Source organism: Caproiciproducens sp. MSJ-32 (assembly GCF_018918055.1).
Taxonomy (GTDB): Bacteria; Bacillota; Clostridia; order Clostridiales; family Clostridiaceae; genus Clostridium.
The window spans coordinates 1-18,289 of the sequence record NZ_JAHLPS010000006.1; the positions used below are offsets into that span (position 1 = coordinate 1).

Below are 18,289 nucleotides of genomic sequence, written 5' to 3' on the forward strand. Positions count from 1 at the left end.
TCCGATCTAGTAGAAAAATAAGATTTATAATATATAAGTTATTAAATTTTTTAGTAGATAATTCATATTATATGAATTATCTACTTTTTTTTATATTTTTATTTATAATTTTTCTTCTATAAATACTCCTTAATAAATAAAATAAGTCTTTTTTATTTATAAAAAATAATAATATTACAATAAAAATAGTAGCAATTAAAATTTTTCGGAATAGTATGTAGTATAAAATTAAATATTTTAACTAAATTTTAAGGAGGAATAAGTAATGGAAGTAAATGACATTCTAAACGGCTTAAATTCTTATGATTGTAATGATAGAGTAAGCCCAATCCAAAATGGTACTAACTGCTGCGGCTTTAACTGTTGGATCTGGATCTTATTAATTCTATTCTATAGCGGAAGAAAGAATACTTGCTGCTCAAGAAGAAGAAGAAGAAGGGATGAAGGAGTTCAAGGAATACAAAATAGCTGTGGCTTCTTATTCTTACTAGTACTTCTATTTATTTGCAATCGTTGCACTTCAGACACAAATAACTTGTTAAATGGAACAATAATCTAATTAAGGATAGAAAGGAGAGGTAAATATGTCTAAGAAATGTTGCAAAGACATTTGCTGCTATGATTCATTTGGATTCCAAGGAATAGACAGCTGCTTACAACCAATAATCTTCCTATTAATAGCTTGTTGGGCAGGACTTTTAAATAATAATTGCTCATGGTTAATAATCTTGTTATTCTTACTATTCGGAGGTTCATTGTGTAGCTCATTTGGTGGAGCTTACTAGTAGAATAGGGGATGGAGGGCTATGCCCTCCAAAAAAATGTCTAAAACCATTAACATATATTAATTCTATACATATAATGAAGGAAGAAATAATAATAGGAGGACTTTAAATGTCAAAGAAAAGAAGGAGAAGAAGAGAGAAAGAGGAAAGAAGTAATTCAAATCTTTTAAACAACTCTCCCTTTGGAATAAATCCCCTTCAATTAATTAGTATGTTAGGTTCTAATATAGATATGAGTCAGATAGGAAATATGCTATCATCAATGAAAATGGACGGGTTAGATCTAGGTAATTTTAATATTAAACAGGGATTAAATAGTAATGCTACAAATACAACAAATAGTACAAATACAAATTTTGCCGGTATGGGCTTAGATTTAGGAGCTTTGCAAAATATGATGAATAACTTAGGATTGGGAAATATTAGTGGTATAAATAATTCTAGTAGTGATAATTTAAACATAGGAGAAAATAAGAATGAAGTTAAAATAGGGGAAGAAGATGATGAAAATCTAGAAATGCTGCAAGCGATAAAAGTAATTATAAATCCGAGCAAAGTAGAATTTATTGATAAAGTAATTGAGGCTTATAAAAACGGATATATAAAATAAAAAAATAAATAAAAATAAGTATAAAAAAATATAATCTGTAAATAATATAAATGTACCGGAGAAACATTCTCCTATAGCAAATGAAAAGAAATTTTCATTTAAGCTAAACCCCCCCAATCCCCTTTAAGGCCGCAATTATGCGGCCTTTTAATTTTATTTAGATATGTTTTAGAAGAAAAATATAATCAACAAGTATAGTACTAGAATAATATAAAATTTTATCTGCATATCAGTAAAGTTCTAATTAAGTTTAAAGTTTTTGTATGGAATAAATTTTAAAATTATTATATTGATCTTTTTTTATATCTAAATATATAAGAAGTTCTTTAGGGATAACTGAATCATCTTTGCTGTTTATTTCTTCAAAGGATAAGAGCCAGCTTATACCTGTTGCTTCACCATCCTTGTTCCAATCATAGTCTATAAAATAGCCATTTTGAAAAGAATATCTATTGATATCCTTATTTAAATTCCATAATATTGATAATTCTGAACTATTTATTTCAGATGAAAAAATATCTGGAGGAGTTAATAAATCATATGGAGCTTCAATTACGTCTATAAATTTTTGTATATGAGAAAGGGATGGAATTTTAGTGTTAGAAAAAGAAATATCTTTTAATGAATCGTATAATAAAATAAAGCCTTTAGAAGAACTATCCCCCTTTTTTGATGATAGAGAGAAGAATTTACTGCTTTTATTATTAGTAGAATCTAATATTCCAACTAAGTTATCACTTGTTGTCAATATATTTATAAAACTTTCACCATTCCAATTAAATATATAATTTATTGGAAGATTATTTAAAGATGTTCTTACAATAATTTCAGGAATATTGTCTCTTGATAAATCAAAGACATCTATTTTTATTGGCCATTTATTTGTATAATCCCCTAGATATATAGAGCCTTCTTTATTAATTAAGGGATATTCCTTGTTATTAGATTTTATATTTACAAGATATTTATTATTTTCCTTTGTAATTTCTATTTTATCATTAATGCCGTCACCAGTTAAATCAAAATCAGAATGATTTTTTGAGTTTATTGGAGTGAATACATTGATAGTATTTTCATCTGTGAAGTCATTATTTTTTAGTGAAAAAAATAAAAATATCAAAACTAATAAAAAGAATAAAGCTAATATGTAATAAAATATTATTTTTTTCTTTATGATAATAAATTTAGCCATCATATCACCTCATTTAATTATATGAGAGATAAATATTAATATTCAAATTATTACAAAATAAAATATTTTAATAAAAAAATAAGCTAGGGCACATCCCTAACTTTATTTATTACAATCTTTACATAATCCGTAAAAGAAAATTTTATTTGATAAAATTTTATATTCTGAATTCTCCTCAGCTGTTTTATTGAGAGCTGAAAACGAAATGTTTTCCAAATCAGTTACCTTACCACAGTTTATACATTGAATATGTGCATGTTCTGTTGAATTAGCATCATATCTAAAATTTCCTTCACCAACATTAATTTCTTGTACTAAGTTAACTTCCACTAAAGTCTTTAAGGCCTTATAGACAGTAGCTAAGCTCATAGTAGGATATTCAGGCTGAAGAGCTTTATATATAATTTCTGCAGAAGGATGATCATGTGTGCTCATTAAATATTTATAAACCGCTAATCTTTGAGGAGTCAGTTTAAGTTTTTTCTCCTTGAAAATAGAAGTAATATTTTCCATAGTGCACCATCCTTTATATATTTTAATTTTATTATATATAAATAGCAATTAAAAGTCAATATTACTTACTTATTAATATTTCATTTTAATAAATAATGAATATTAATTAAATTTCTTTTCTTTAATTATAATAAAAATATTTTATACAAAGCTTGTAATATTTTCAATAGATTATAAAAATTTGAAAATAAAAATACAAAAATATTAAATATATTTTAGGTTTCTGTTAAATATTGTATAATTGATACATAATTATAAATAAAATAAATAAACGAGGATGAGACTATGGATATTTTTATAGCAAGGCAAGGAATATATGATAGGGAGGAAAAAGTTGTTGCATATGAATTATTATATAGAAATTCTACTATAAATAGTTTCAATTCTAATGTGGAAGATGAATTAGCAACTTATCAGCTAATAGAGAATATAAATGCTTTTGGAATAGATAAGCTAACAAATAATAAAATTGGATTTGTAAATTTTCCTGAACAACTTATTAATAAAAATATTGCTACATTGCTGCCAAAAGATAAAGTTGTTATAGAAATATTAGAGAATGTAAAGCCTACTGAAGAGGTAATGAAAAATTTAAAAAAATTAAAAAAGCAAGGTTATTCCCTTGCTTTAGATGATGTTGAAAGGGAAGAAGATTTAAAAGAATTTGTAGACTTGATAGATGTAGTAAAAGTAGATTTTATATTATCTTCTAAAGAAAAAAGGGAAAAAATAGCAAAGCTATGTAAGAAACATAATATTAAAATGTTAGCCGAAAAAATAGAAAATATTGAGGCTTTAAATGAAGCGAAGAAATTAGGATTTCATTATTTTCAAGGCTACTATTACAGTAAACCATCTATATTTTTAGGAAAGGATATAAAAATTAAAAATAGCAGTGTATTTTTAATTTTAGCAGAACTAATAAAAGAAAATAGTGATCTTGAAAAGATAGAAAATATGATAAAAAGAGATGTTGCTTTAACATATAAATTCTTAAAATTTATTAATTCATCATATTTTGATTTTATTGAAGAAATAAGTTCTATCAAAGAAGCTATTTTACTTATTGGAAAGGAAGAACTAATGAAATGGTTATCTGTATTATCTTTTATTGAACTTTCTTCAAATAGCAATGATGAACATACTTATAATACTGTAATAAGAGCAAAATATTGTGAAAAGCTTGCAGAATTAATATGCTATGAAAAGAAAGAGGAGGCCTTCCTTGTAGGTTTATTTTCTAATTTGCATTTAATGATGGAAAAGGATTTAAAAATACTTCTTGAGGATTTGCCTATTAATAATAATATTAAAGAAGCTTTATTGGGAAAAAATTGTATTCTTAAAAATATTCTTGATCTGGTTTTAGCTTACGAAAAGGTAGAAGAAGAAAAAATAATTAAATTATGTGCTTTGCTTGGAGTGGATGAAGGAAAATTATGGGATTTATATTTTCATTCTTTGGAGTGGAGTAAAAAAATCACCCATTAAATATTAATTTTTTCTAAAAAAGGTTAAATTACTTTATTTTTCTAAATATATATACTATAATGGGGTAAAAGGCTATATAAAAAATATCGCAATGGGGTGAGAGATTTGAGTATATGTCCATTTTGGTCAACAAAGAAAGAAAAAGTTAGCTGTTATAATACATGCCCATTATATTCTGAGGAAGTTGGACATGAAATTTGCCCATTTAGGGAATTTTTATCAAACGGCAATGATTGGAAAAATAATGATTCCTTATTATTTCAATTAGAAAGTGATTATTATTCGCCGGATGAATACTTAGATTTTACTAACAATGAAAAGGTTATAAATTATTAATATAAAAATAAAAATAACAGTTAAGAAGGTTTCAATTTATTTAGAAATCATTTTTAACTGTTATTTTTATGTAAAAAATATTTATTTTTAATAGCCGCCTTTATGAAGCAATTCTTGCTTTAAATCCCATAGCTTTTGAGATAAATCAACATAATAGGTATGAGGATTTTCAAATCTTAAAATTTCAGGCCACATTTTCTTACTTTCTTTCTTAGAAAATTCTTTTATTTCTAATACTGAAGGACTCTTATAAACTAAATTACCCTTATCAAAAATCTTAACCATTAACTCTTTAGCATAGAAGTTAGTAATTCTCTTTCTTTTCCAAGTTTCAATAGGATGGAAGATTTCTAGTGGCTTATCTTCATCAATTACTTCATCATGAAGAGTTATAAGGTCAGCTATAGCATTATCTGTATCCTTATCAAAAATTCTGTAAATCTTTTTAAATCCTGGATTAGTAATTTTTTCAGTATTTTCACTAATTTTTATTTTAGGTATAATTTTATTATCCTTTTCTACTGCAACTAACTTATAAACTCCGCCAAATACTGGTTCAGATTTAGCAGTTATTAATCTTTCTCCAACGCCAAAGGCATCTACACATGCTCCTTGATTTAATACGTCTCTAATTATATGTTCGTCTAAGGAATTTGAAACTAATATTTTACAATCTTTATATCCGGCTTCATCTAAGATTTTTCTGCATTTTTTAGTTAGATATGCAATATCACCAGAATCTATTCTTATACTATTAGGTCTTTTGCCTAGAGGTTTTAATACTTCATCAAAAACTTTAATTGCATTTGGTAATCCAGATTTTAATACATTATAAGTATCTATTAATAGAGAACAATTATCAGGGTAAGTTTCTGCCCAAGCTTTAAAAGCCTCATATTCGCTATCAAATAATTGAACCCAGCTATGAGCCATAGTTCCTACAGCAGGAACATTAAAGTATTTATCTGAAATTGTACATGCGGTAGAATCACAGCCTCCTATAATAGCAGCTCTTGAACCATAAATAGCCCCATCATAGCCTTGAGCTCTACGGGAACCAAATTCCATTACTTTTCTGCCAGCAGCAGCCCTGCAAATTCTATTTGCTTTAGTTGCAATAAGGGTTTGATGATTAATTGTAAGTAAAAGCATGGTTTCAATGAATTGAGCCTGTACAACAGGGCCTCTAACAGTAACTAGAGGTTGAGAAGGAAAAACAAAATTTCCTTCTGGAATTGCCCAAACATCACATTCAAATTTAAAGTTTCTTAAATATTCTAAAAATTCTTCAGAAAATAAATTTTTGCTTTTTAAAAATTCTATATCGGAATTAGTGAATTTTAAGTTGCTTAGATATTGTATTAGCTGTTCAACCCCTGCCATAATACAATATCCGCCATCATCAGGAATTTTTCTGAAAAACATATCAAAGTATGCAATTTTATCTTGAACACCTTTATTAAAATAACCGTTTCCCATTGTAAGTTCATAGAAGTCTACTAACATAGTAAGATTACGTTCGTTAGTGACATCAAATCTAATTAAGTTTTCCATTTTATTCTCCTTTTATATTAAAATGATTATATAAATAATCTAATGAATATACAAATACAATAATAATATTTTACAATGATAAAGAAATTATTACAATATAGTAATTAATTTTATAATAAGGGTAATAATTAAAGGCAGAAGGAGAGATTGTTATTATTAAGTTAGACAAATATCAAAAAGAAGCAGTTTACATAAAAAATAGAAATGTACTTGTAGTTGCTGCTCCTGGTTCAGGAAAAACTACCGTAATTATAAATAGGGTAAATCATTTAGTTGAAGATTTAAAAATTAATATAGCTAATATTATAGTAATTACTTTTACTAGGGCTGCTGCAGATAATATGAGGAGCAGGTACAAAAATTTATTTGATAGGGAAAAGGCGCCTTTTTTTGGAACCTTTCATGGACTTTTTTATAAGCTTCTTTTAAGGGAAGGATACAATATTCAAATAATTAATGGGACTAGTTCTTATAAAATAATAATGTCTGTACTTGCTAAATATTCTGATGATGTAAGTGAAGATAAGATAAAGGAAGTATTAAATAATATATCCATTTTTAAAACTTCTTTAAAGAAAATAGAAGAATTTAGTCCGACTATGCCAAAGGATATTTTTGAAGAGTGTTTAAAGGAATATGAAGAATTTAAGTCTACTAATGGCTTATGGGATTTTGATGACCTATCTATTAAAATTATAAATCTATTTAAAGAAAATAAAGATATTCTTTATAGATATAGGAAATTATTTAAGTATGTTTTAGTTGATGAATTTCAGGATTGTGATGAGTTACAAATGGAATTCCTAAAATTAATAATAGGTGAAGATAATTCAATTTTTGCAGTGGGAGATGAGGATCAGTGTATTTATAGCTTTAGGGGATCTAAACCAGAATATATGGTGACCTTTGATAAAATTTTTAGGGAAGCTAAAAAGGTTTATTTATCTATTAATTATAGAAGCAGTAAAAATATTGTAGAAGCTTCAAAGAAAATAATTTCCAACAATAAAAGTAGAAATAAAAAAATAATTGAGGCTTTTAAAAAGGATGATGGATTAATTAGATTTTTAACTCCTTTTGATGAAAGTATTCAGGGAGAAGAAATTTCAAAAGTTTTAGAAAAAACAAATGGAAGTTTGGCTGATAATGCAATTTTATATAGGACTAATATGGAGGCCATGAGCTTAATAAATACCTTTATAAGAAGAAACATTCCTTTTGTATTATTAGATAAAGGATATAATTTTTATGACCATTTTATATGTAAGGATATTATTTCCTATTTAAGACTTGCAATTAATATTAATGATAGGGAAAGTTTTTTATCAATAATTAATAAACCTTTTAGATATATTAGTAAGACAAATTTAGATTATATTAGGAAATCTTATGAAGATAAGTCTGCTTTTGATTTATTAATAGAAAAAATTGATATGGCTCCTTATCAATGCAAAAAACTTGAGGAATTAAAAAATGAGATATTATATTTAAACAAAATATCCCTAGGAACAGCTATTCAATATATAATATCTGATTTAAAATATATAGATTACTTAAAGGAATATGCAGAAAGATATAATCAAAATATTGAGGAATTTGAAGTTATTTTAGAAGAGTTTAAAAGTTTAGCAAATGCTTTTAAAACTATAGTTGAATTTTTAACTCATATTGAGAGGGTAAGGGAAGAATTAGAGATAAGCAAAGAAGTTAAAGAAGGAGTTATATTGAGTACTATTCATGGTGTTAAGGGAATGGAATTTAAAAATGTATTTATTATAAATGCAGTTGAAGAAACAATTCCTCATAAGTCATCTATAGAAAATAATTTAGAAGAGGAAAGAAGGCTTTTTTATGTTGGGGTTACTAGGGCGATAGAAAATTTATACATATATTCTCCTAAAAAGCAGCAGGGTAGATTTAGGGAAGTATCAAGATTTGTTGCAGAAGGAGAATTTAGAGAAATAGAAAGCAGGGAATATTACGGCCTAAAAGTAGGAATTACGGTTCATCATAAGAATTATGGAGAGGGATATATTAGTGAAATAAAAGGAGATGCAGTTAAGATAGTTTTTGAGGATAAAGAAAGCAGAACTTTTTCTATAAGGGTTCTTATGGAAAATAATATATTATCTATGATAAATTAATCTATTCCCTAATATATATAAAGCCTGTATAATTTATTATTGTAAAGGATATTACAAAATTTTATGAAAAAGTAGAATTCTATCAATTGCAAATATTAATTGTCGATTGTTTTAAGGGGTGGTAGAATGGAGAAGATAAGCTCAAAAGATATTAGATTTGCTTTAGATGTAGGAACTCGTTCAATAATTGGAACAGTAGGAGTAGTTAAGGAAAATAAATTTCATGTTATCCTAGAAAAATATGTAGAACATGAAGAAAGAGCAATGATAGATGGACAAATTCATGATATAGATTTAGTTGCCAAAAGTGTAAAAAAAATAGTTAGTGAAATTGAAGAGGAACTTAATATTAAACTTTCAACTGTGGCAATAGCTGCGGCCGGTAGATTTTTAAGAACTGTTAATGCAAGTGGATATACAGAACTAAATGAAGATGAGGAAATAAATAAGGAAGATATAATAAAACTAGAGCTTATAGCTTTAAAGGAAGCAGAAAAGGAAATAAATAAGAATACCGGAGGAAAACTTTATTGTGTTGGATATTCTGTTAAAAATTATTATTTAAATGGATATCTTATTTCAAATTTACAAGGACATAAAGGGGAAAATGCTTCTGTAGATGTTATTGCAACATTTTTACCAAGGTCTGTTGTTGATTCTTTATATACTGTAATGAATAAAGTAGGTTTAAGTGTCAGTAATTTAACTTTAGAGCCTATTGCAGCAATAGAAGCAGTAGTACCTAAAAATTTAAGACTATTAAATATAGCCTTAGTAGATATTGGAGCAGGTACATCAGATATTGCAATAAGTTCTAAAGATACAGTTTCTTCTTATGGAATGGTTCCTTTAGCAGGAGATGAAGTTACTGAAGCTATAGTACAAGAATATTTAGTAGACTTTAATACTGCTGAAAATATTAAAAGGCAGATAAATCTAGGAAAAGAAATTACATATATAGATGTTTTGGGATTAGAAAATACAATACAGGCTGATGATGTAAGAAAAGTTATTAAACCTATAGTTTCAAAATTAGCAGAAGGGATTTCAACAAAAATAATAGAACTAAATGCTAATAAACCACCAAGTGCTTTATTTTTAGTTGGAGGAGGAGCTCATACTCCAGGGATAATAGAAGAACTTAGTGAAAAATTAAATATGCCAGTTCAAAGAATAGCAATTAAGGATAGAAAATCTGTAATAGAATGTATTAGCGAAAATGATTTAGGGTCAGCGGGAATAACAGTTTTAGGAATAGCTTTAGTAGCTTTAAAAAATGAAAATAAGAATTTTATTGATGTAACTTTAAATGGTTCTACAGTAAGTATGTTTAATTCTCATGAGCATACAGTAATGGATGTAATTATTCATGCAGGAATTAATCCAAACCTGTTAATGGTTAAGAATGGTAAGAATTTAAGGTATAAATTAAATGGAGTAAAGCGCATAGCTTTTGGAGAAAAGGGAAAATATCCTGTAATTAAAGTAAATGACAAAATTGAAAGTATAGATAAGCATATAAAATATGGGGACAATATAGAAATAGAGTATGCTAAAGAAGGAAAAGATGCAAAAGTTCAAATTAAGGATGTTATTAGAGACTTAAATACTATAGGAGTATATTTAGATGATAAGCTTATAAACTTAGAACCAATAATTAAAGTTAATGATAAGGAAGAAAGCTTAAATTATGAAATAAAGGAAAATGACGAAATATGGTTCGTTCTTCCTAAAACAATTAAGGATATTAAAGAATATATATTAAAAGAAGAAGTTGAAATTGCTAAAAATGGTTTAAAGTTAGAAGATGATTATATAGTTTCAGAAGGAGAAAAACTGAATATAATTAAGCCTTTAGAGGAAAAAGAGATAAATACTTCTAATAAAAATAAAGAGGAAGAAATAATACTAGAAAATAAAGAAATAGATAAAAATATAATTAATGTAATATTTAATAACAAAAATTTAACACTTTCCCATAAAAAAGACTATATAATTATAGATGTATTTAATTATGTGGATTATGATCTCTCAAATGTGAAAGGAAAGGTAAATTTAACTTTAAATGGAGAAAATGTTGGATATACAGCAAAGATAAAAGATGGAGATGTTATTGAACTTTTTATCAATTAATATAAGGGAGAATTGAATGAATTTTAAAGAAGAAGCTTTAAAAATTAAGGATGAATTAATTAGTATAAGAAGAAGACTTCATCAATACCCCGAGTTAGGAATGGAAGAATATAAAACTTCAAAATATATAAAGAATTTTTTATTGCAAGAAAAGATTGAATATAAGGAATATGCTAAAACTGGGGTATGTGGAATAATAAAAGGTACTAAAGATTCCTTAAATAATAAAAAAAATATAGCTTTAAGGGCAGATATTGATGGGCTGCCTATTCAGGATGAAAAGAGCTGCGATTATTCTTCAAAAATAAAGGGAAGAATGCATGCTTGTGGCCATGATGCACATATGACTATTTTACTTGGAGCGGCAAAGATATTAAATAAAAATAAAGAGTATTTTAGTGGTAATATAAAGCTTATTTTTGAACCAGCAGAGGAAACAATAGGCGGAGCAAGATTAATGATAGAGGAAGGAGTTCTAGAAAATCCAAGGGTAGATTGCATTTGTGGATTACATGTGGAGGAAACTATAGAGTGCGGGAATATAATGTTAAAGTCTGGAATAGTGAATGCAGCATCAAATCCCTTTGAAATAACAATAAGGGGATCTGGGGGGCATGGTGCTTATCCTCATAATACAGTAGATCCAATAATAATAGCAAGCCATGTTATTATAGCTAGCCAGACAATAATTAGCAGGGAAATTAATACCTTAAATCCAGCTGTAATAACTGTTGGAAGCATACATGGAGGCACTGCTAAAAATATTATACCAGAAGAAGTTAAAATATCTGGAATAATAAGAACTATGAGCAAGGAAGATAGAAGTTTTGTAAAAGAAAGAATGATAAATATTGTTAATATGATATGTAAAAGTTATAGGGCTAAGGCGGAAATAAAAATAGAGGATTCTTATCCAAATTTATATAATGATAAGAACATGGTAGATTTATTTATTTCATCAGCAGAAAAGGTAATAGGAAGAGAAAACATACTTTTACAGGAATATCCTAAAATGGGAGTAGAAAGTTTTTCCTATTTTGCAAATGAAGTGCCGGCAGTTTTTTATTTTCTTGGCTGTAGAAATGAAGAAAAGAATATTATTAATCCTGCTCATAGCAGTTTATTTGATATAGATGAAGAATGTCTTTCAATAGGTGTGGCTATTCAGTGTCAAATGGCTTTTGATTATTTGACAAGAAATTAAATTAATATTAATCTATAACAATGAGAAAAATAACTAAAATACGAAAAAACTAGGAGTGATTAGTTTGAGAATAGAAATAGGTACAAATGAAGCTGGTCAAAGACTTGATAAATTTTTAAGAAAACTATTAAAAGATGTTCCCTTAAGTAGAATATTTAAAGCCTTAAGAAAAGGTGATATTAAGGTAAATGGCAAAAAGCAAAAGGAAAACTATACTTTAGAAATTGATGATATAGTAGAAATTAAATATATTCAATCAACTAAAGATAAAAAAGAAGAAAACTTTATTAAAGTAGATGCTAAAGGAATTAAGATAACTTATGAAGATGCTAATATTTTAATCGTAGAAAAGTGGCCCAATATATTAGTTCATCCAGATCAAAAAGGAAAAGAAGCTAGCTTAACTGATTATGTATTATCTTATTTAAATGATAAGGGAGATTATGTACCAGAAAAGGAATTAACATTTACTCCTGCTCCATGCAATAGATTAGATAGAAATACATCAGGAGTAGTGATATTTGGTAAAAATTTTGAAGCTCTTAGAAGTATGAATGAAATGATAAGGGAAGGTAAGGTTGAGAAATATTATACAGCCTTAGTTAAGGGGAAAATAAAGGATGGATTATATAAAGGTTATATAAGTAAAAATGAAGAGGAAAATATATCAAAGGTATATGATAAAAAATTAAAAGATACAAAAGAAATAGCAATGGAAGTAAAAACTTTACAAACAAATGGAGCTTATTCTTTATTAGAAATAAATTTATTAACTGGAAGAAGTCATCAAATTAGAGCTCATTTAGCTTATCTTGGCAATCCTATAATAGGAGATAATAAATATGGGGATAAAAAATTAAATTCATTCTTTGCCAATAAATATGGCTTAACCTATCAATATTTATATGCTTATAAACTTATATTTAGAAATGCGCCAGAGAAATTAGCTTATCTTACAAATAAAACAGTTACCGAAAGTCTTCCGCCTGTTTTAAAGAAAATAAAGAAAGATGTTTTTAAATTTATAATATAAAAAGGTGAGATTGGGAATGGAAAAAAAGTCAACTGGAAGTGGGTTCTTAATATTATCAGTTGCCAGTATTTTAGGAAAATTATTATCAGCAATATATGTACCACTATTAACTTATATACTTGGAGATGAAGGATATGGTATTTATACGGCTGGATATGATATTTTTGTGTTTCTAATAGCTGTTACAAGTTTAGGTATCCAGCCAGCAGTAACAAAAGTAGTTACTGAATATAGAACCCTAGGAAATTATAAAGATTCACTTAGAGCTATGAAATTAGCAAGAAAATATTTTACTTTAATCGCAATAATGATATCGGGAATATTTTTAGCTGTTATTGTTCCTGTTGCTAAAATAATAAATAGGCAAAATTCAACTTTAACTTTTATATTTTTAGCTCCGGCCCTTATATTTGCAGCAATTATAGCAGCTTATAGAGGATATATACAAGGAATGGAAGATATGGAACCTCTAGCTGTATCACAATTAATTGAGCAGCTTATTAATGTAATAATAAGCTTGGTTTTTGCTGGCTTATTATATTTTATAACAAAGGATTTAAAATGGGGGAGTGCTGGAGGAACAATAGGAACATCTTTAGGTGCAGTTGTTGCGATAATATATATAATATATATATTTGAAAAAAGAAATTATAAAGAAGAAGCAAAAAAAAATCATGACCCAAGTGTAAAGAGAATACATAGTAAAAAAATAGTAAAGAAGCTTTTTTCCTATGCTATACCTATATGTATAGTAGCAGGAGTTCAAAATTTTGCAGGAGTAATAGATACTATTACCCTTGGAGTTTTATTAAAGAAAGCTGGATTAAGTTCAGAAATTGACAGATTATCAGCAGTGCTTTCCTATTATAAAACTTTAATTTATGTTCCTCTTGCAATAGTAACTGCTCTTGGAACATCAATTTTTCCTAAAATAATTGAAGCTTTCATCCGTAAAGATAGAAAAGATCTTAGAAGGCAAACCTCCTATTCTTTTAGAATTTCTTACATTATAGTAATTCCAGCAACTTTTGGTTTAGCTATATTAAGTAAAGAAATATATGCCTTTATGTTTAATGGTTCATCAGGACATGAATTAGTTACTTACGGTTCTACATTGCTTATATTAATGTCAATAACAACAATACAAAATGTTATTCTTCAAGGAATAAACAAGCTTTATATAATAATAGCTTCTGTTTCAGCAGGATTGTTAGTAAAAATTATTTTAAATATTATTTTAGTGCCTATTCCTTTTTTAAATGTAGCTGGAGCTGCTATCGCAACTTTTATATCTTATTTAATACCAGCTATAATTAATCATAGAAAAATTGAGCAATTTTTTAGGGTTAAAGTTCCAATAATAAAACAAGCAATAGTTCCATCAATATGTTCAATTTTAATGACAATAGTAATATATTTATTCAAATTCCCTTTAGTTAAATTGGCAGAGAGTCTTGGTGGGGGAAAAATTATAATGGCGATTATAACTTTAGTGCTAATAGCTATAGGAGGAAGCATTTACCTCATTTTAATGATATATTTAGGAGGAATAAGAAAAAGAGATTTAGACCTAATCTCACCCAAAATAATAAGATTATTACCTAGAAATCTTAGGAAGCAACTGATTTAGTTATTGTATTGTTAATATTTGTTAAAGAATAAAAATCTCTGTTACGAAAACAGAGATTTTTTTATTCTTCTTCAACTCCAAAGAAACTAAGGCCTGCAAAAGTTAAAAAAGTTAAAAGAGTTACAACTATATTTTTAATAACAAATAAATCTTTTAAAAATATATTAGTTAGCATGTTATAAACTATAAAAATTAATATTGATAATAAAAGATATATTATTATATTACTTCCAGAAAGAGTTAAATCCATATGCTTTTTTACCTCCCTAAGATTAATAAATAAACTTAAGGAAGAGGTTATAAAAATTGTAATTCCATATCCCATTATATTTATTTTTGTAATTCCAATTAGAATATATAAGCAAAGTATTTCAATAACAGAAATTATTAGTGAATTTCTTAATATTATTCCTTGTTTGCTTAATCCGTTTAATATTCCAAACATTGTATTTGCCGTAAAGAATATTGGAGCACTAAGAGATATTATTTTTATATAATTACCTAAGTCATCCCTTGAGTAAAACATTTTACCTAGGGAATCAGGAATTATGTTGCAGGTAACAGTGGTAGCAAGTCCAAGTAAAAATGCTACTTTCATAACTTTTTTAATTCTTATAGTTGCATTATAATAATTTCCCTTACTTAAGCTTTCGGAGAGATCAGGAACTATAAGAGAGTTTATGGAGGCCACAACTATTAAGGGAAAAACAACTATATTTAGGGCCATACCATTAAATTTACCAATTAGACCTAATGCTGCAGTTGCATCAAAGCCTGCATGCACGAGCCTTCTTGGAATCAATAAGGTTGAAAAGGTTGAAAATAAATTTCCTAAAAAACCATTTAGGCATAAAGGCAGTGCTATTACTAAGACATTAAATAAAAGTTGAGATCTCCTTTCAGCCTTATAATTACTTATAGGTGTCTTTTTCTTTAAATATTTATAGTAAATATATAGTAATATTAAACTTTGTAATTCACCTATAGCTAAAGAAACATAAGCTAATGTGACTAAAGAAGTTATGGTTTTTGCTTTAAAAAAATATATAAGTAAGGTGATTACAATAATTCTCATGGCCTTTTCAGAAATATCAATAATAGAAGGTACTGTTATTTTTGAAACGCCATAAAAATATCCTTTTAGAATATTTGATAAAGCTATAAATACCATCGCAGGGGTAGTTACTCTGATTGCATTAATTGTTCTAATATCATGAATGCCATATTCACTAATGTAAGGGGCAAGAAAGAAGACTAAAATTCCTATAAATATTGACCAAACAATATTAAATGCTGCAACAGTATTAATGGTTTTATGTATATTATTATATTCTCCTTTAGACTTATATATGGCAGAAGTTTGAGAAATAGCGGCAATTATTCCTGCAGTCATCAAGCAAATAAATAGGTTGTATACTGGCATTACAAGACCATAAAGACCCATTCCTTCTGGACCTATAAGTTTTGATAAGTAAATTGAAAAAATAAATCCTAAAATTCCGGTTGTAATATTAGATAATGTTAATACAAAAGAATTTTTTAAAAAGCTGCTATTATTCACTATAATACCCCCCTTAATACATTTATATCTATTCTATCTGCAGAGAAAATATGACATCAGAAAAATAATTATAATAAGTATTGATTTGTGAATTTATGTAATAAAGAAGTAATAATTTATTTATTTGTAAATATAAATTAAACATAATAATACTTTTTTATTTCTTTTATATGGAGGGAATTCTGTGAAGAGATTTATTAAATTTATATTAGCGGCATTAATTATAGTTTCTATATCTTTTGGAATTTATAAATTTAAAAATCGTTACGATTTTAATGTTATTAATAAAAATATAAATTTATCTATAAAGATAAAAGGCTTAAAAGATGCTAGAAGTTTTGATTTGGACGAGGAAGGAAATATATATTTAGCTTTTAATGATACACTAAAAATAATCAATAAAAATGGAAATAATGATGTGATTATAAGAGATAGCCATTTTGATATATTAGATATATTGTATTATAAGGAAAAGTTATACATAGCAACTGATAATAGAATATTAGAATATGATTTAGTCACAAATAATTATAAGGAATTGGTAACTAATATACCTAATCTAGGAATAAATAAAAAAGTAAATTTACTATTAAAGGATGATAAGTTGTATTTTGCAATTGGCAGTAATACAAATGATGGGATAGTAAACGAAAAAGGAGGAGCTTTTGAGATTCCAACAAATAATTGGATATTAGTTGGAGATAACTATGGTGAAGGAAAAACAGGTGCATTTTCTCCTTATTCAATTAGTACAGAAAAAGGACAAACTGTGGAAGGAAAAATTTTAGGGAATTCAGCGATCTTAACTTATGATTTAAAAACAGAAGAGCTAAAACTATTTTCTCATGGAATTAGAAATGTTGCTGGATGGGACATGACTAGTGAAGATAAGATAATAGCTATAGTAGGAGGAATTTTAGATACAACAGTTAGGGGAATAAAAAATGATAGAGATTATATTTATGAAATTAAAGGAGACAGATGGTATGGATGGCCTGATTATAGTGGGGGAGATCCAATAACTTCTCCAAGGTTTACAGAAGGAGAAGCTCATAAGTTTCTAATAAAAAATCATATAAACAAAAATCCTGATGCTCCAATTTATCAATATAAAGATGTAGCAGCATTAAATGGGCTGGCTATTGATAAAGAAGGAAAATATTTTGAAAAAGATACTTTGATAGTTGCAGACAATAAATCAAGAGATTTATATTCCATGACTCCAAAAGGTAATTTAATAGCCATAGCTAATTTAGGAAGTGAAAGTAAAATAGAAAAAATTAAGTTTGCTGATGATGGATTTTATCTGTTAGATAGTGGATTTGGAGCCTTATATACATTAAATATGAGTAATTTTAGTAGGAAATTTAATCTTCCTTATGGAATATGGGCTTTTATTATAGCTTTTATTATTATATTAATTTCAGTAATGCTAATTAAAAATAAAAAGAATAAAAAGAATGCTAAGTAAATATAATTATATAAATAACATTATGTAAAAGGGAGGTAAAGTGGGGGATGAGTAAAACATTAATATTAAATTTAAGAGAAACAAGGTTAGAAGGGAATATTCTTGATGTAGGAGAAAGCTTTGGAGTTATATATAATATTTCAAAAGATATATTTGGAGAAATAGCAGTAGATTATGCTGCTTCAGATAATAAGAGTTGTATTATTGAAAATGATTATGATACATGTACAATGTTTTTTTACTTAAGCAGTTTATGGAACAGTTTTAGTAAGCTAAAGCTTTTAGAAGAAGTAACTAAATATTTAAAAATTGGAGGAAAACTATATATATGGGATATTAACAAGGAGCCTAAGCAAATTGTTAACAATAAGATAATGGCTGTTCTTCCATCAGGTAAGATAAAAGAATTTAAATTTAAAAATATAAATCCCTTATCCAAATCTTCTTTAGAATTAAATGAGAGATTGCTTCAAAAATATTATAGAATAGAAGAAAAAAAGCTTTGGGAAGATATTCATTTTATAAAGGCTGTAAAAATTTAAATAATATTTTTGAAGCAATCTCTCATTTAATTCTAAAGAAGATTTGGATAAGGGATTTATATTTTTAAATTTAAATTCTTTTATCTTACC

General features: G+C 26.8%; 16 protein-coding genes. 12 read left to right on the forward strand and 4 right to left on the reverse strand.

Going from position 1 to position 18,289, the window contains the following annotated elements; all coding sequences use genetic code 11:
• Nucleotides 1–265 precede the first annotated feature (265 nt).
• The 3 genes from KQI16_RS00370 to KQI16_RS00380 all read left to right on the forward strand — a co-directional run bounded on the left by KQI16_RS00370 (nucleotide 266) and on the right by KQI16_RS00380 (nucleotide 1,395).
• Nucleotides 266–559: a hypothetical protein gene (locus KQI16_RS00370; RefSeq protein ID WP_216431453.1), complete on the forward strand. Its 294-nt coding sequence runs from the start codon at nucleotides 266–268 to the stop codon at nucleotides 557–559.
• Nucleotides 560–584: 25 nt separating this feature from the next.
• Nucleotides 585–785, forward strand: a complete 201-nt coding sequence (locus tag KQI16_RS00375) for a hypothetical protein (RefSeq protein WP_216431454.1) — start codon at nucleotides 585–587, stop codon at nucleotides 783–785.
• A 109-nt stretch (nucleotides 786–894) separates the two neighbouring features.
• Nucleotides 895–1,395, forward strand: a complete 501-nt coding sequence (locus KQI16_RS00380) for a hypothetical protein (protein ID WP_216431455.1) — start codon at nucleotides 895–897, stop codon at nucleotides 1,393–1,395.
• Between the two features lie 250 nt (nucleotides 1,396–1,645).
• Here KQI16_RS00380 and KQI16_RS00385 read toward each other — a convergent pair whose 3' ends face one another.
• Nucleotides 1,646–2,587, reverse strand: coding sequence for a hypothetical protein (locus tag KQI16_RS00385; protein WP_216431456.1), 942 nt, complete (start codon nucleotides 2,585–2,587; stop codon nucleotides 1,646–1,648).
• A 102-nt stretch (nucleotides 2,588–2,689) separates the two neighbouring features.
• Nucleotides 2,690–3,100, reverse strand: a complete 411-nt coding sequence (locus tag KQI16_RS00390) for a Fur family transcriptional regulator (RefSeq protein WP_216431457.1) — start codon at nucleotides 3,098–3,100, stop codon at nucleotides 2,690–2,692.
• Nucleotides 3,101–3,385: 285 nt separating this feature from the next.
• On the opposite strand from KQI16_RS00390, the gene KQI16_RS00395 reads away from it, so the two are divergent.
• Entirely contained in the window at nucleotides 3,386–4,591 is a 1,206-nt protein-coding gene (locus KQI16_RS00395; RefSeq protein WP_216431458.1) for an EAL and HDOD domain-containing protein, read from the forward strand.
• A 96-nt stretch (nucleotides 4,592–4,687) separates the two neighbouring features.
• Nucleotides 4,688–4,927 (forward strand): hypothetical protein, encoded by a 240-nt coding sequence (locus KQI16_RS00400; protein ID WP_330654122.1) that lies wholly within the window; start codon nucleotides 4,688–4,690, stop codon nucleotides 4,925–4,927.
• 87 nt (nucleotides 4,928–5,014) lie between these two features.
• On the opposite strand, the gene KQI16_RS00405 is transcribed toward KQI16_RS00400, so the two are convergent.
• Nucleotides 5,015–6,481, reverse strand: coding sequence for a nicotinate phosphoribosyltransferase (locus tag KQI16_RS00405; protein WP_216431460.1), 1,467 nt, complete (start codon nucleotides 6,479–6,481; stop codon nucleotides 5,015–5,017).
• A gap of 152 nt (nucleotides 6,482–6,633) precedes the next feature.
• Between KQI16_RS00405 and KQI16_RS00410 the strand changes: the two genes are divergently transcribed.
• The 5 genes from KQI16_RS00410 to KQI16_RS00430 all read left to right on the forward strand — a co-directional run bounded on the left by KQI16_RS00410 (nucleotide 6,634) and on the right by KQI16_RS00430 (nucleotide 14,625).
• Nucleotides 6,634–8,625: an ATP-dependent helicase gene (locus tag KQI16_RS00410; RefSeq protein ID WP_216431468.1), complete on the forward strand. Its 1,992-nt coding sequence runs from the start codon at nucleotides 6,634–6,636 to the stop codon at nucleotides 8,623–8,625.
• A 126-nt stretch (nucleotides 8,626–8,751) separates the two neighbouring features.
• Entirely contained in the window at nucleotides 8,752–10,758 is a 2,007-nt protein-coding gene (locus tag KQI16_RS00415) for a cell division protein FtsA (RefSeq protein ID WP_216431461.1), read from the forward strand.
• 16 nt (nucleotides 10,759–10,774) lie between these two features.
• Nucleotides 10,775–11,962, forward strand: a complete 1,188-nt coding sequence (locus KQI16_RS00420; protein WP_216431462.1) for a M20 metallopeptidase family protein — start codon at nucleotides 10,775–10,777, stop codon at nucleotides 11,960–11,962.
• A gap of 64 nt (nucleotides 11,963–12,026) precedes the next feature.
• Nucleotides 12,027–12,995, forward strand: a complete 969-nt coding sequence (locus KQI16_RS00425) for an RluA family pseudouridine synthase (RefSeq protein ID WP_216431463.1) — start codon at nucleotides 12,027–12,029, stop codon at nucleotides 12,993–12,995.
• Between the two features lie 16 nt (nucleotides 12,996–13,011).
• Entirely contained in the window at nucleotides 13,012–14,625 is a 1,614-nt protein-coding gene (locus KQI16_RS00430) for a putative polysaccharide biosynthesis protein (RefSeq protein WP_216431464.1), read from the forward strand.
• 61 nt (nucleotides 14,626–14,686) lie between these two features.
• Here KQI16_RS00430 and spoVB read toward each other — a convergent pair whose 3' ends face one another.
• Nucleotides 14,687–16,186: a stage V sporulation protein B gene (gene spoVB / locus KQI16_RS00435; RefSeq protein WP_216431465.1), complete on the reverse strand. Its 1,500-nt coding sequence runs from the start codon at nucleotides 16,184–16,186 to the stop codon at nucleotides 14,687–14,689.
• Nucleotides 16,187–16,370: 184 nt separating this feature from the next.
• Here spoVB and KQI16_RS00440 point away from each other — a divergent pair, with 184 nt between their 5' ends.
• Both KQI16_RS00440 and KQI16_RS00445 read left to right on the forward strand, forming a co-directional pair.
• Nucleotides 16,371–17,657: a hypothetical protein gene (locus KQI16_RS00440; protein ID WP_216431466.1), complete on the forward strand. Its 1,287-nt coding sequence runs from the start codon at nucleotides 16,371–16,373 to the stop codon at nucleotides 17,655–17,657.
• A gap of 47 nt (nucleotides 17,658–17,704) precedes the next feature.
• Complete coding sequence (locus KQI16_RS00445) at nucleotides 17,705–18,199, forward strand: hypothetical protein (protein ID WP_216431467.1); 495 nt, start codon at nucleotides 17,705–17,707, stop codon at nucleotides 18,197–18,199.
• The last annotated feature ends 90 nt before the right edge of the window (nucleotides 18,200–18,289 follow it).

Excerpts from the sequence above, each read along its gene's own strand:
- KQI16_RS00370 (WP_216431453.1), top strand. The coding sequence starts at position 266 with ATGGAAGTAAATGACATTCTAAACGGCTTAAATTCTTATGATTGTAAT.
- KQI16_RS00375 (WP_216431454.1), top strand. The coding sequence starts at position 585 with ATGTCTAAGAAATGTTGCAAAGACATTTGCTGCTATGATTCATTTGGA.
- KQI16_RS00380 (WP_216431455.1), top strand. The coding sequence starts at position 895 with ATGTCAAAGAAAAGAAGGAGAAGAAGAGAGAAAGAGGAAAGAAGTAAT.
- KQI16_RS00385 (WP_216431456.1), bottom strand. The coding sequence starts at position 2,587 with ATGGCTAAATTTATTATCATAAAGAAAAAAATAATATTTTATTACATA.
- KQI16_RS00390 (WP_216431457.1), bottom strand. The coding sequence starts at position 3,100 with ATGGAAAATATTACTTCTATTTTCAAGGAGAAAAAACTTAAACTGACT.
- KQI16_RS00395 (WP_216431458.1), top strand. The coding sequence starts at position 3,386 with ATGGATATTTTTATAGCAAGGCAAGGAATATATGATAGGGAGGAAAAA.
- KQI16_RS00405 (WP_216431460.1), bottom strand. The coding sequence starts at position 6,481 with ATGGAAAACTTAATTAGATTTGATGTCACTAACGAACGTAATCTTACT.
- KQI16_RS00415 (WP_216431461.1), top strand. The coding sequence starts at position 8,752 with ATGGAGAAGATAAGCTCAAAAGATATTAGATTTGCTTTAGATGTAGGA.
- KQI16_RS00420 (WP_216431462.1), top strand. The coding sequence starts at position 10,775 with ATGAATTTTAAAGAAGAAGCTTTAAAAATTAAGGATGAATTAATTAGT.
- KQI16_RS00430 (WP_216431464.1), top strand. The coding sequence starts at position 13,012 with ATGGAAAAAAAGTCAACTGGAAGTGGGTTCTTAATATTATCAGTTGCC.
- KQI16_RS00445 (WP_216431467.1), top strand. The coding sequence starts at position 17,705 with ATGAGTAAAACATTAATATTAAATTTAAGAGAAACAAGGTTAGAAGGG.